Genomic DNA, 13,474 nt, shown 5'->3' on the forward strand with positions numbered 1-13,474 from the left:
TACCCCTTTATTTGAAAAAGTTCGTTAAGGAGATAATATGAACTTTATCAATAGGGATAGTGTTGTAGGTTTAATCCTTTTAATGGGATGTGGTTTATTTATTAATGCGTTAGGAAGTATTGAACGTACAAATTATGGAACAATTACTTCTGATGTATGGCCAACAATTATACTTTCTTTGCTGACCATTTTGTGTGTCATCTATTTTGTAACTTCATTAAAGTCAGAAAATGAAGAAAAATTTAATTGGAAAACTTTTTTTCCTCGTAATGTTTTAATTGTTTTTTCTTTATTTGGGATGTTTGTTTATACCCTTCCTTACTTAGGAATGTTAATTGGCGGCAGTCTATTTGTTTTTACAGTTTTAACGATGCTTGGTCATAAAACCCTAAAATATCTTTTTATTCACCTTGTCATTGCGATTGGCAGCGTCGCTGTAATGTATATCGTCTTTACATATGGTTTAAGCGTATTTTTACCGGAAGGCGAGTTACTTTACTCTCTAATGTATTAAGGAATAAATAGATGTTTGTAGATGTTTTAGATGCAGCAAGCCAGTTGTTTACTTTAGAAACAATGATGCTCATGGCTGCGGGCACTTTTGGTGGTTTGCTGGCCGGTTCTATCCCCGGTTTTACCATTACTATGGCGATTGTATTAACATTACCATTTACATTTGGAATGAGCCCAATTCAAGGGTTAGCCACTATGATCTCCGTGATGGTCGGGGGATTATCTGGCGGTTTAATGTCCGGGATGTTAACTGGTATTCCAGGAACGCCATCATCAATAGCAACAACTTTTGATGGTTTTCCTTTGGTACGAAAAGGGAAGCCAGGTTTAGCATTAGGAATTGGTGTTTGGGCATCTTTTTTTGGTGGCATATTTTCATCAATTGTATTGGTATTACTGGCCCCTCAATTAGCTAACATTGGTTTGGAATTTGGGCCTTGGGATTATTTCTCATTAGTTCTTTTTGCTTTGACTATTACCGCTAGCTTATCTAATGGTAGCTTAGTCAAAGGACTAATTGCTGGTGCATTAGGTCTCTTGGTTGCATGTATTGGTACCGATGATCTTAATGGTGTTGAGCGTTTTACATTTGGTACTGAGTTTCTAGTTGATGGTTTTGATTTTCTGCCAGTATTAATTGGTTTATTTGCATTTTCCCAGCTTCTTGGTGATTTGTCTGATAAAAAGAAAGCGAAAGAGCCTTTGATGAAAAATCCAGGCCAAGCAACAAAGATTAATCATTTTGCAGCCATTAGTCAGGTTCTATCTAGTTGGGTAAATTTGTGTCGTTCTAGTGTTATTGGTGTATTTACTGGAATTCTTCCTGCAGCAGGCAGTTCTATATCAAATGTATTGGCTTATGATCAAGCTAAGAAAGCTTCAAAAGAGAAAGACGAATTTGGTAAAGGTCACCCTGATGGGATCATCGCACCTGAAGCTGCAAATAATGCTACTGCTGGTGGCTCATTAATTTCTATGATGGCACTGGGTATTCCTGGGGATGTGGTAACTGCTGTTATGTTAGGGGCATTAATGGTTCACAATATTGTACCAAGTCCTGGTTTTATTAGTGAACAGCCAGTCTTAGCTAATGGGATTTTTATCGCGTTCTTTATTGCCCATTTCTTTATGGTCGCTTTACAGTCACTTTGTTTGAAAGCATTTGTACAAGTAACTCGCGTACCAATGTATACATTGGCTTCGGTGATTCTGCTTTATTGTTCGGTAGGTGTTTTTTCTCTGAATAATTTAGAAGCTGATATATGGACTTTATTTATTTTTGGTATGGTTGGTTTTGTATTAAAAGGATTAGGATTTCCACTAGCACCGATGATCTTGGGTGTTGTGTTGGGTCATATCGCAGAAATTAATTTTTCTCGAGCATTATCAACAGATTCTAATTTAATGGTATTTATCACGCGACCTTGGTCTCTGTTTTTTATTATTTTAGCCTTATTTTCTTCATGCTTTCCTCTTTATCAAAAAGGGAAGTCAATTAGTGCTACATGGGCTCCTTACTTTATGCCCATCATGCTTTTTTCATTATCAATTCCACTATTTATGATGGATGGCTATATTCGTTCAGTTATTGGTGTTTTTATTGTTTTAATGGGAATTTACAATATTTATCAACATAGAAAAAATCGAGTTATGTTTAATAAGGAAGTAACAAATGCTTAGTAATGATGGATTATCTTACCCATACACATCACAACGTATGGCAACCTATGCAAAAAATGGAATGGTTGCTACTTCTCAACCTTTGGCTGCACAAATTGGTGCTGATATTTTAAAAAATGGCGGTAATGCAATTGATGCTGCTATAGCAACAGCTGCTGCTCTAACCGTTGTTGAACCTACGGGTTGTGGTATTGGTGGAGATGCCTTTGCTATTGTATGGGTCAAAGATAAATTATATGGTTTAAATGGTTCTAGTTTTGCTCCAGAAGCATTAACACCTGAACTAATGACTGAGCAAGGTCATGATAAGATGCCTCTTTATGGATGGACTCCGGTTACCGTTCCCGGTATTCCTGCGTCATGGGCTGCATTAAGTGAACGTTTTGGTAAATTACCTTTTGCTGATTTGATGGAACCAGCGGCTAAGTTAGCTGACGATGGTTTCCCTGTTTCACCGACTATTAGCTTCTTGTGGGAAAAAGCAGAAAATACATTTTCATCCGCACTAAATGATGAGTTGAAGCAAGCTTGGCTAGAGATGTTTACAATTGAAGGCAAAACACCGGCTCCTGGTGAGTTATTTAGAAGTCCTGGTCATGCATCAACACTACGTGAAATTGGAGCAACGAAAGCAAGTAGTTTTTATCATGGCGAGTTGGCAGATAAAATTGATGCTTTTTCACAACAAACTGGCGGTTTAATTCGTAAAAGTGACTTAGAGCGTTATGAGGTTGAGTGGGTAACACCTATCAGTATCAACTATAAAGGTTATGATGTTTGGGAGATCCCACCAAATGGTCAAGGAATGGTTGCATTAATGGCATTAAACATGCTTAAAAATGACACATTTTCTAGCCGTGATGATTTAGATACTATCCATAAACAGTGCGAAGCAATGAAACTTGCTTACGTTGATGGGCAAGCTTATATTACCCAGAGTGATAAGATGTCAGTATCTGTTGAAGGATTATTATCTGATGAATATGCTCAAACGAGACGTAATCTAATTGGAAGTAAAGCGATAGAACCTTCTGTTGGTAAGCCTCCTGCTGGTGGCACCGTTTACTTGGCAGTTGCTGATAATGAAGGGAATATGGTTTCATTTATCCAAAGCAACTATCACGGATTTGGATCTGGTGTTGTTGTGCCTGGTACAGGAATTGCCTTACAAAATCGTGGTGAGAACTTTTCATTGGATCCTAACCATGATAACTATCTTCAACCGAATAAGAAAACGTATCACACAATTATCCCTGGTTTCATCACTAAAGGAAAAGAGCCTGTTGGTCCATTTGGGGTAATGGGTGGGTTTATGCAGCCACAGGGGCATATGCAAGTTGTAATGAATATGGTTGATTTTGGTTTAAATCCTCAATCTGCTCTTGATGCACCTCGTTGGCAATGGATGGGTGGAATGAATATCGGTTTAGAGCAAGCAATGCCAAATCATATTGTGACAGGAATGCTGCGCAAAGGACATCATGTTCAAGTCGCTTCTGATTATACGACTTATGGTCGAGGACAGATCATTGTGAAAGATCCTAAGTCTGGTGTTTTATGTGGTGGTACAGAAGCGCGTACTGACGGCTCAATTGCAGCATTTTAGAGATAATAATGAAAAAACAAATAGATCTATTTAATGCTTTTTTTAGAATTGGTATTTTTGGATTTGGAGGGGGACCAACGATGATCCCTCTTGTTCATAAAGAAGTTGTTGATAACTATAAATGGATGGAAGACGATGAGTTTTCCAATGTTTTAGCCATCGGGAATACCTTACCTGGGCCAATTGCAACAAAAATGGCAGGGTATATTGGTTATAAGGTTGGAGGGGTTACCGGTTGCATTAATGCTGTATTTGCTACCATTATTCCAATTATCATCGTTATGATTGTTGGATTAGGCCTTTTAAATGAGTATCGTGATACACCTTGGGTCAAAGGAATGGCGATGGGAGTGGTACCTGTTGTTGCCTGGATGATGTCTAAGTTATGTTATGACTTTTTCTTAAAAGGTTATAAAGCTGTGGGGGTGATATCTACAGCAATTTTGTCAGTGGCTTCGCTTATTCTTGTCTTGTCCTTTGGAGTACATCCTGGATTAATTGTTGCCGCAGTTATTCTAGGTGTATTTATAAAGCCTGAAAAGAAACTTGAGTCTAAATCAACAAAGCAAAGTGGGTGATTTATGGAAATGTACTTAGATATTTTCTTAGCCTTTTTTATACCAAATATTGTTGGTTATGGCGGAGGACCTGCAATTATCCCACTGATTGAAGCTCAAGTTGTTGGGAATTATGCTTGGATGGATGCAGCTCGGTTTGCTGAAGTACTTGCTTTAGGTAATGCTTTACCTAGCCCAATTGCAACTAAGATGGCAGGCTATATTGGTTATGAGGTTGGTGGTGTAATCGGTGCAATTATTGCGGTCATTGCGACGGCGGCACCGACAATCATTATTATGATTATAGCGATGAGTATTCTATATAAGTATCGTAATGCACCAAAAGTCAAAGCGTTAAGCGCTTGGGTTTTACCGGTTATTGCGGCTTTAATGGTCATTCTAAGCTATAAATTAGTCGTTTCAGGTTTAGAGGCTGGCTTATTCCACTTCGCACTACTCTTTATTGTGGCCGGAGTAACGTTAGATAAGTTAAAAGTTCATCCAACTTGGGTTATTTGCAGTAGCTTAGTTTACGGTGCCGCTTTCTTAGGTTAATTATTTATTAAAGTGGTCGAAAACCAACTGCCAGAGATTATTTGGCAGTTGGTTTTTTTTATTAGTTCGCTTTAATATAAAGATCTTTAGAATAGATCTGTTCTAAACCGTTATTGAATGGGAATCCACCCACACTTGGCTTAATTAATCTCGGTTGGACATATTGGTAAATAGGGGCAATTGGCATTTCATTCGCCAATACAGATTCGGCTTGATTGTAAAGCATGTTTCTCTCTACGCTATCTTCAACCGTAATCGCTTTTTGCATGATAGCATCGTAATCAGTGTTAGCAAATTTAGGCTGATTAGAAACAATCCCTGACTTCATTAACCCTAAGAACGTCGATGCTTCGTTATAATCGCCACACCAACCTGCACGAGTCACATCAAAATTCCCTTCACGCTGATCGTCTAAATACGTTTTCCACTCTTTATTATAGAGATCAACATTGACAGGCAGTGACTTCTTCCACATGGATTGAATCGCGATAGCGACTTTTTTATGACTCTCCGACGTATTGTAGAGTAATGAGAAGTTAAGTGGGTTATCTTCATTGAATCCAGCTTCAGCTAATAATTCCTGAGCTTTTTTAGTTCGCTCTTGACGGCTCATCGATGCATATTCAGGGATTTTTGGTTCAAACCCTGCAACAACTTCTGGAGTCAGTAAGTAAGCGGGTTTTTGACCTTGACCTAAAACAGCATTCGAGATGATATCTCGATCGATGGTGTAAGAGAGGGCTTTACGCACGCGAACATCATCAAACGGCGCTTTACGAGTATTAAATGCGTAATAGTAAGAACACAAGCTCGGAATGACGCCTAAAGACTCTGGATTTTTCTTTTTGATATGCTTAAAGTGTTCAAGTGGAACTTCATAAGTGATATCAATCTCATTAGAGAAGAAACGGTTCATCTCCGAGATTTGGTTATCTATCGGTAAGAAAGTTACTTTATTGATAACAGTATTTTCGTTATCCCAGTAATGTGGGTTACGAACAACTTCGATACGCTCGTTTACTACCCATTTATTGATTTGATAGGCACCATTACCGACAAAGTTTTCTGGCTTTGTCCATTTATCGCCAAACTTTTCTACGGTTTCCTGATGAACCGGTTTTAATGCCATATGGCTTAACATATCAACAAAATAAGGGAGCGCTTCAGATAATTGGATCTCTAATGTATGTTCATCAATGGCTTTAATACCAAGTTCAGACTTATCTTTCTCGCCATTAATAACTGCGGTGGCATTCTTAATGGTCATTGTTTCTACAAACCAAGCGTACGGTGCCGCTTCATTTGGGTCGACAATTCGCTGAAAACTATAAACAAAGTCATTTGCCGTGACAGTGTCACCATTTGACCATTTTGCATCTTGACGAAGTGTAAATGTGAATGTTCGATTATCCGTTGTTTGCCAGCTCTCTGCCGTTCCAGCTACGGTATTCCCATCACCATCTTGATTCACAAGGCCTTCAAAAAGGTCGCGCATAATATGAGATTCTGGCATACCTTCCGCTTTATGTGGATCGATTGAAGCCACTTCCATTCCATTACCACGCACTAACTCTTGTTGGGGTGCTAATTGAACATTATCTGGCACGTTGGCCGCGTGAGAAAGGGTTGAAAAGGTAGAGAGACCTAAAGTAAAAAGAAGTGTTTGAGTGATTCTATTTTTTATCATTTGTTAACTCCATTGTCATTTAAATAGCTGTAATCCGTAACAACTAAGCAATTAGGTTAACATATTTGAGTGGGAAAATGGGGAGTAGAGTATTTAGTTGATGATTTATCATACAGAAAAGGCAAAATACTTTTTTACTCGTAGGCAATAATGAATCTGCCTCTTCTGTTGATGGATGTTTAGTTAAATTTATACCCAAAGTAATTGGCGTTGCTAGTCGGCGACAAGTGAATGAGACGCCGTCAATAACCTAGCAGCTCCAAGCAAGAAGGGTATAACTTGTTGCTGATTTTTGTATTGCGTTATTAAACAAAATCTCGCAATATTTTCTCATCAAAGTGCTTATTAAAAATTGTTTCATTGTTATAACTTGCCGACCAATTGGCTTTAATATAAAAATAGTCTCGGTCACAGGTCATTTGATAATCCGCTTTAATGGCTGTTCTCCAGTTTTCTCTTCCCATTTCGACCGCTAAAGTAATTTCATTTTTTGCGCTAGTAGGATCATCCTTATGAATCGAAAATGCTTGTTCAATGGTGAAATCTATTTCTGTCTCACAGGAGTCATAAAACTGATGACCAAAATCTTCAAAGGTTTTTAATGTAGTTATGCCTGTTTTATAATCTTTGGTTACTTCTCTTGTGCCATTTGAGTTTCGTAATGCTTTTCCTTTGAATTCGACCGCTTGATTGTACGGTGGAACCAAAGATGAAATAGTCGGGGTTTTATTCAGAGGCAGTGTCACTTTGCACTGTTGCAAATTAAAGTTGAGATCTGCTTTTTCAGAACTCGGCCAAATCAATGGCCAATATGCCGTTGAGAGAGAAACACGAACTTGATGTCCTTTGGGTACGACATAGGCGATATGATTGAGTGAAATGGTAGCCTGTTCTTCATTGTCTATTTTCAGTAAAGTAGGGTGCTCATGGCTCTGACGATGAGACAAGTTTAAAATACCATGGGTAATTTTTGTCACTTCACCATTTGGATGAACATCGCACACTCGAACGATTAAATTTGCGTTGTTAGTTTTACTGGTAAATGCCAAATTAGCGATAATTTCACCCGCAATTGGAGTGGATTCAGTTAGCACTTCTGAATCAAAAAATAATGATCCTGCATCATCGATACGCTGATCATCAGGGTGTTCCATGTCTAAACGAATTCCAACACAGAAACGACCACCATCTAAGCCAACGGTTTGAGGAGAAGATAGATAGGCTTTTTGTTCTGTTGCTGGTATGTCGTCTGTTGACGATTGCTGAGTTGAAAGTTTGTTTTTAGTAAAATAGAGAGCTTGATATTCCGTATTTGTCGATGGCCAATTCGGTTCAGATACCCATTGACCGGCTCGGTGTTGATAATCCGTTTGTGGCTTGACGCTATCTTGCAAATAGTAATGAAGTTTAGGCTCGGTATCGATGCCATTTTCTTGGTTTTTTAACCAGCGATCCCACCATCGAACGGATTCTTTGACATAATCAATTTGAGGCGCTGGATAAGCAATATTAGGATATTTATGCGCCCATGGACCCACTAACCCTTTTTTAGGACCTTTAAGGTTGGATAATAGGGTAAATACTGTATTTCGATAACCATCTGCCCAACCACTCATGGCATAAACGGGAATTTTAATGGCATCATAGTTTTCACATACTGATCCCTGCTTCCAATAGTCAGTTCTACGCTGTTCTTTTATCCATGGTTTAGCAAGAAAAGGCATTTTTTCTAACCGCTCCTTCCAAATCGCTAACCAATTTTCGCCCACTAATTTTGGATCAGGAGAGCGAGCTTGCGCATAAGCCCAAAAGAAAGCGGCCCAATCCATATTATCATTAAGCAGACAGCCACCAGAATAGTGAATGTCGTCTCGATAACGATCATCTGTTGAACATTGAGTGATAATCGCCTTTAACGCTGGTGGTTGAAGGGCTGCAATTTGTAAGGAGTTAAAACCACCCCAAGAGATCCCAACCATTCCGATATTCCCATCACACCACGGTTGTTCTGCTAACCAAGTAATAACATCGCAACCATCTTGTAGCTCTTGTGGTGAATATTCATCATCAAAAAGACCTTCTGATTCGCCACAACCTCGTAAATCGACTCGTACACATGCATAACCCTGTGCGGCGGTTTGTGGCATGGTGATTTCATCACGAACAATTGTTCCATCATTCTTGCGATAAGGGAGAAACTCAAGAATGACTGGTACTGGTTTCTGTTCTGCATTTTTAGGCATCCAAGCTCGATAAGCGAGTTTTGTCTTATCAGGTAGGGGAAGCTGGGCGTGGTGAATTTCAATGATCTCTTCCATGAATATCCTTATTTTCTATTATTTATTGTTGGTAGCTAGCATACCCTTTAATTAAAAATAAGTTAACTAGCTGTTAAAAATGAGATTTTAAAATAGTGTCATTTAGCGTTAAATAATCGTGTTGCGATGATTTATGCCTAATTTTGTCCCAAATTGTCACTTCTAAATTGCTCAACTATACTAACTATCAGTAATTCCATTCATTATTGATTTCAAAGCACAGAGCTCAGGAGTGCAGGTATGTCCAAGAAAGAGAGAGATCTTCCGACCAACAGAATTTCTCGTTTTGGCAATTTTGCATCATTAGCGACCCGAGTAGCAGGCAATGTCATCAAGGAAGGGAGCAAACAATTAGCTCAGGGGAATAAGCCGCAAATTAAGGATCTGCTTCTGACACCCGGTAATATTCAACGTTTAACGGATCAACTTGCACACCTTCGTGGTGCGGCGATGAAACTAGGACAAATGTTGTCTATGGATGCTGGGGATATTTTAGATCCTGAACTGGCGAAGATTCTTGCAAGGTTAAGGTCCGATGCCGACCCAATGCCTGCTAAACAGTTAAGCAAAACAATGGAGCAAGGGTTGGGCGAGGATTGGAAGTCGTTATTTCTCTCATTTACCTATAAGCCCTTAGCCAGTGCTTCTATCGGGCAAGTTCATCAAGCTCATACCGATGATGGCGATAGAGTGGCGGTAAAAGTACAGTATCCTGGCGTTAAAAATAGTATCGATAGCGATGTAAATAATGTGGGCACATTGCTGAATGTCGTTGGACTGATCCCTAAGGGTGTTAATTATCAGGAGTTACTTGAGGATGCTAAAATACAGCTACATGATGAAGCGGATTATCTGAGAGAAGCCGATTTTGCTCAACAATATAAAACACTATTAAATGATAACAAAAATTTTATTGTTCCCGATATTTATCCAGAATGTAGTTGTGATACCGTATTGACAATGACGTTTATCGACGGTGTTGCGATTGAAAGTTTAGTTGATGAGCCTCAAGAAGTGAAAGATCGAGTATTAAAACAGTTAATCACTCTGTTTTTCCGTGAATTGTTTGAATTTAAGATGGTTCAGACGGATCCCAATTATGCCAATTATCTTTATTGTAAAGAGAGTGGGAGAGTGGCATTACTCGATTTTGGAGCAACACGAGTCTATAGCGAAAAAATAAGCGAGGGTTATCGAGTTGCTTTTCGATCGGTACTGGAAGGCGATAAAGTTGAATTAAATCGTGCGCTGGAAAAGATAGGCTTTTTTAGTCAAGATATTGTGCCAGAACAACGAGAGACGATTTTAGATCTAGTGGTTGTGGCTTGTGAGCCTGTCATTTATCAAGATGAGTTTGATTTTAAAAACAGTGATCTTTCAAAGCGTTTACAAGATGCAGGTAAAGTCTTGAGTTTAGAACAAAATTATTGGCATACTCCGCCTTCCGACGCCCTGTTTTTACATCGAAAAATTGGAGGGATGTATCTTTTAGCCTCTCACCTTGGTAGTCGGGTTAATGTCCATGAGCTGCTATTACCTCATCTTTACCCTGATGGTCAAAGGGGATAAGCCGTCAGTCATTGTTATCAACGTGGTCTGTTAAAAAAACGCAGATATTTAAAAAGATTAAATATCTGCGTCTTCAATCTAGCAACTCCAATTACTTTGGGTATAGCAATTAACTCGCTAATGCTTTTAATGCATCAATACCAACGGGCTCTTGTTTTTGCATTGCCACAACAGCAGTACGTTGAGCATATTGATTGATCACTTGGTCAATTAATGGCTTTTGACTTGCCGCTCGCTCTTTTAATAACTCTGCTTTAACTGAACTCTGTACCAACGAGTTATTGATGACCCATGCCCAAGGTTTGATATTGGCACGTTCTAAATCTTGCTGAAGGTCAGCTGCCTCTTGAACAGGGGTTGGTTCTGCTAATGTAGTAATAATCACTTTAGTTAGATCAGGGTTTTGCAGTTTTAAAAGTGGGGTTTCCACCTCTTGATCCTGACGAGTCACTTCTTTGTGATAAGCACCTGTTGCATCCAACAATAGCAAAGTATGCCCCGTTGGTGCGGTATCCATAATGACAAACTTCTCTTCAGCTTGTTTAATGATTTCTGAGAATGCTTGGAATACCGCAATCTCTTCAGTACAAGGTGAACGAAGATCTTCTTCTAACAATGCTCGACCCGCATCATCAAGATTTTCGCCTTTCTCTTTCAGAATTGATTCACGGTAACGTTCAGTTTCAGCGACTGGGTCAATCTTACTCACCGTAAAGTTTGTCGCATCGTCATTTAAGGTATAACGCAAATGAGCAGCAGGATCTGAAGTCGTCAGGTGAACATTACCGCCACGTTCTGCAAGTTTAGCGGCAATGGAAGCCGCCATCGTTGTTTTGCCGACACCACCTTTACCCATTAACATCACTAAACCATGTCCTTGTGGCGCAAGTTGGTCAATAAGATCTGATAATGAGTTGTACTGTTCTTCATCAACTAGCGTAGCAGCGACTGGGTGATTAACTACTATATTTTCATCGATAAGCGCTCTTAAATTATCTAAACCTAAGATATTTGAAGAGAGCAGGGAAACTTGAGATAACGGTAAACGTTTTAGCTCAGCCGGAAGATTTGCTACCACGTTCTGTTCGCGTTTAATGATAGCCTCAGCTAATGGATCGTCATCGCTACGATTTGTTGGATAAAGGCCGTTTAGTACTAAATGCTGACCTTTTAAACCTAAATCATCAAGCTCTAGGTGAGTTTTAGCTGCCTCTTTAATGGTAGATGATTGCGCTCTTGCCACCAAAATTAGGCGAGTTTGAGTTTGATCAGAAAGCACAGAAATTGCATTCGCATATTTTACGCGCTGTTTCTCAAGTCCAGCCAGTGGACCTAGACACGAAGCATCCCCTTTACCATGCTCTAGAAATTCATTCCAAGCACCAGGTAATTGAAGAAGACGAATAGTATGGCCAGTTGGTGCCGTGTCAAAGACAATATGGTCAAATTCTTGCTGAAGTTTTTCATCAGTTAGTAAATCAGTAAACTCATCAAACGCGGCTACTTCGGTAGTACAGGCGCCTGACAGTTGTTCTTCAATACTTTTGACTATTGGATCAGGAAGCTTACCTCTAATCGGACCAACAATACGTTCTCGGTACTGTTCAGCTGCCGCTTGAGGATCGATCTCTAACGCATAAAGATTTTCTACACCATTAATCGCAGTAATGGTATCGCCAATTTGAGTATCAAAAACTTGTCCAACGTTAGAGGCTGGATCAGTACTGACGATTAAAACTTTTTTACCTGATTCGGCAAGAGATAGTGCAGATGCACAAGCGTGAGATGTTTTACCAACTCCACCTTTACCTGTGAAAAAAAGGTAATTAGGTACAGCGTTAAGATAATTGACCATATTATTTCTCCTTAGCAGCAGCCAGTTGACTTGCAGCAGCTGCTAGGTTTTTTCTCTTCTTCAACTAACTCAATATCAGCCCATTTAGCCAGCTCTTTGCGGTTAGGGTAACGCTCAGTTAAAGCAACATGACCATCGACCAACGTTAAAGGAAGACCTTCTTCACCCATTAACTCTAAATATGCAGCGACAGCACTGTTTTCAACAAATGCCATAGGCTCTTGTGCTAGATTAATACGTTTAATGTCAGAACCTTGTTCTTTTAACCAGCTAAAGTTTGCTGAGAATTCAACAAGCTTTTGGTCTAAATCAGTTCCACAAACACCACTTGAACAACACATTGATGGATCATAAATTGTAATGCTTTTCATTTTTATACCTTATATTAAACAATGTCTATCGTCGATTTACGATAGACTATATTCCTATTCAGCTTGTCCTGCAACTATTTTGTTTAATGATTGTGATTTTGCACTTAATATAAGAATTGATAGATACTTCAAACGTGAGGCTACTAAGTCATTGGTCTCCTTGATTCGTTTGCTAGTAGGCGGCAAGTAAGTAGTTAGCCATGGTTCATTAAATAGAAAGAATAAAAAGCTATCTGACCTTTGCAGTTAAAATATGATCTTGCCACTTTCCATCAATCTTTAAATATCGTTTTGCTCGCCCTTCAATTTCGAAGCCTAACTTTTCTAAAACTCGGGCGCTATTACGATTATGAGGCAGATAATTAGCCATTATGCGATTGAGACCAACCTCATTAAAGATAAAATCAATTCCCGCTTTTATTCCTTCACTCATTAAGCCTTGATTTTGATGCTGGTGGTCGATTGAATAACCTAAATAACAGGCTTGAAAAGCACCTCCCATGACACAAGTAAAGTTGCAAACACCTATCAGTTGTTGGCTGCTTTTTTCAATTAAGGCGAAGCGGAATTCTCGCCCTTCAGAAAATGAATGCTCACTGCTTAAGCCAACTTGTTGCCAAAATCTGAGGGTATAAAAATCCTCATCTCTGGTTGGCTCCCAAGGCTCTAGATGATCGGCGTTGTTGCAATAATAACGATAAAGGGCAGGAGCATGGTGATATGAGATAGGTTCTAATATTAATCGGTCTGTTTCTAACAAATC

General features: G+C 39.2%; 11 protein-coding genes. 6 read left to right on the forward strand and 5 right to left on the reverse strand.

From position 1 onward, the window contains the following. The first annotated feature begins 37 nt into the window (after positions 1 to 37). From L0B53_RS12790 to L0B53_RS12810, 5 genes are read left to right on the forward strand one after another with little or no spacing between them, the layout of a single operon-like run. Positions 38 to 514 (forward strand): tripartite tricarboxylate transporter TctB family protein, encoded by a 477-nt coding sequence (locus L0B53_RS12790; protein ID WP_235059997.1) that lies wholly within the window; start codon positions 38 to 40, stop codon positions 512 to 514. 11 nt (positions 515 to 525) lie between these two features. Next, positions 526 to 2,193: a tripartite tricarboxylate transporter permease gene (locus L0B53_RS12795; RefSeq protein ID WP_235059998.1), complete on the forward strand. Its 1,668-nt coding sequence runs from the start codon at positions 526 to 528 to the stop codon at positions 2,191 to 2,193. Next, entirely contained in the window at positions 2,186 to 3,799 is a 1,614-nt protein-coding gene (locus L0B53_RS12800; RefSeq protein WP_235059999.1) for a gamma-glutamyltransferase family protein, read from the forward strand. Before L0B53_RS12795 ends, L0B53_RS12800 begins: the two co-directional genes overlap by 8 nt. Positions 3,800 to 3,807: 8 nt before the next feature. After that, the gene (locus L0B53_RS12805) at positions 3,808 to 4,377 is read left to right on the forward strand and encodes a chromate transporter (RefSeq protein ID WP_235060000.1); all 570 of its coding nucleotides are present in this window, start codon (positions 3,808 to 3,810) and stop codon (positions 4,375 to 4,377) included. Between the two features lie 3 nt (positions 4,378 to 4,380). Beyond that, the gene (locus tag L0B53_RS12810) at positions 4,381 to 4,911 is read left to right on the forward strand and encodes a chromate transporter (protein ID WP_235060001.1); all 531 of its coding nucleotides are present in this window, start codon (positions 4,381 to 4,383) and stop codon (positions 4,909 to 4,911) included. A gap of 61 nt (positions 4,912 to 4,972) precedes the next feature. Here the strand turns inward: L0B53_RS12810 and L0B53_RS12815 are convergent, their stop codons facing one another. Beyond that, on the reverse strand, positions 4,973 to 6,598 hold the full coding sequence (locus tag L0B53_RS12815) for an ABC transporter substrate-binding protein (protein WP_235060002.1): 1,626 nt from the start codon (positions 6,596 to 6,598) through the stop codon (positions 4,973 to 4,975). Between the two features lie 305 nt (positions 6,599 to 6,903). Continuing rightward, on the reverse strand, positions 6,904 to 8,916 hold the full coding sequence (locus tag L0B53_RS12820) for a CocE/NonD family hydrolase (protein WP_235060003.1): 2,013 nt from the start codon (positions 8,914 to 8,916) through the stop codon (positions 6,904 to 6,906). Positions 8,917 to 9,156: 240 nt separating this feature from the next. On the opposite strand from L0B53_RS12820, the gene L0B53_RS12825 reads away from it, so the two are divergent. Beyond that, the gene (locus tag L0B53_RS12825; protein WP_235060004.1) at positions 9,157 to 10,485 is read left to right on the forward strand and encodes an AarF/ABC1/UbiB kinase family protein; all 1,329 of its coding nucleotides are present in this window, start codon (positions 9,157 to 9,159) and stop codon (positions 10,483 to 10,485) included. Between the two features lie 109 nt (positions 10,486 to 10,594). Here the strand turns inward: L0B53_RS12825 and arsA are convergent, their stop codons facing one another. The 3 genes from arsA to L0B53_RS12840 all read right to left on the reverse strand — a co-directional run bounded on the left by arsA (position 10,595) and on the right by L0B53_RS12840 (position 13,471). Beyond that, positions 10,595 to 12,340 carry an arsenical pump-driving ATPase gene (gene arsA, locus L0B53_RS12830; protein WP_235060005.1) on the reverse strand — a complete coding sequence of 582 codons (1,746 nt, stop codon included), beginning with the start codon at positions 12,338 to 12,340 and terminating at the stop codon, positions 10,595 to 10,597. 11 nt (positions 12,341 to 12,351) lie between these two features. Next, complete coding sequence (arsD, locus tag L0B53_RS12835) at positions 12,352 to 12,711, reverse strand: arsenite efflux transporter metallochaperone ArsD (protein ID WP_235060006.1); 360 nt, start codon at positions 12,709 to 12,711, stop codon at positions 12,352 to 12,354. Between the two features lie 229 nt (positions 12,712 to 12,940). Then, a complete protein-coding gene (locus tag L0B53_RS12840; RefSeq protein ID WP_235060007.1) occupies positions 12,941 to 13,471 on the reverse strand; it encodes a GNAT family N-acetyltransferase in 531 nt (176 codons plus the stop codon). Between the last annotated feature and the right edge of the window lie 3 nt (positions 13,472 to 13,474).

Origin of the sequence: Vibrio sp. SS-MA-C1-2, from assembly GCF_021513135.1 — a bacterium.
GTDB lineage: Bacteria > Pseudomonadota > Gammaproteobacteria > Enterobacterales > Vibrionaceae.

Bases quoted from the DNA above. Each gene is read 5' to 3' on its own strand.
- L0B53_RS12790 (WP_235059997.1), top strand. From the start codon at position 38: ATGAACTTTATCAATAGGGATAGTGTTGTAGGTTTAATCCTTTTAATG.
- L0B53_RS12795 (WP_235059998.1), top strand. From the start codon at position 526: ATGTTTGTAGATGTTTTAGATGCAGCAAGCCAGTTGTTTACTTTAGAA.
- L0B53_RS12800 (WP_235059999.1), top strand. From the start codon at position 2,186: ATGCTTAGTAATGATGGATTATCTTACCCATACACATCACAACGTATG.
- L0B53_RS12805 (WP_235060000.1), top strand. From the start codon at position 3,808: ATGAAAAAACAAATAGATCTATTTAATGCTTTTTTTAGAATTGGTATT.
- L0B53_RS12810 (WP_235060001.1), top strand. From the start codon at position 4,381: ATGGAAATGTACTTAGATATTTTCTTAGCCTTTTTTATACCAAATATT.
- L0B53_RS12815 (WP_235060002.1), bottom strand. From the start codon at position 6,598: ATGATAAAAAATAGAATCACTCAAACACTTCTTTTTACTTTAGGTCTC.
- L0B53_RS12820 (WP_235060003.1), bottom strand. From the start codon at position 8,916: ATGGAAGAGATCATTGAAATTCACCACGCCCAGCTTCCCCTACCTGAT.
- L0B53_RS12825 (WP_235060004.1), top strand. From the start codon at position 9,157: ATGTCCAAGAAAGAGAGAGATCTTCCGACCAACAGAATTTCTCGTTTT.
- arsA (WP_235060005.1), bottom strand. From the start codon at position 12,340: ATGGTCAATTATCTTAACGCTGTACCTAATTACCTTTTTTTCACAGGT.
- arsD (WP_235060006.1), bottom strand. From the start codon at position 12,711: ATGAAAAGCATTACAATTTATGATCCATCAATGTGTTGTTCAAGTGGT.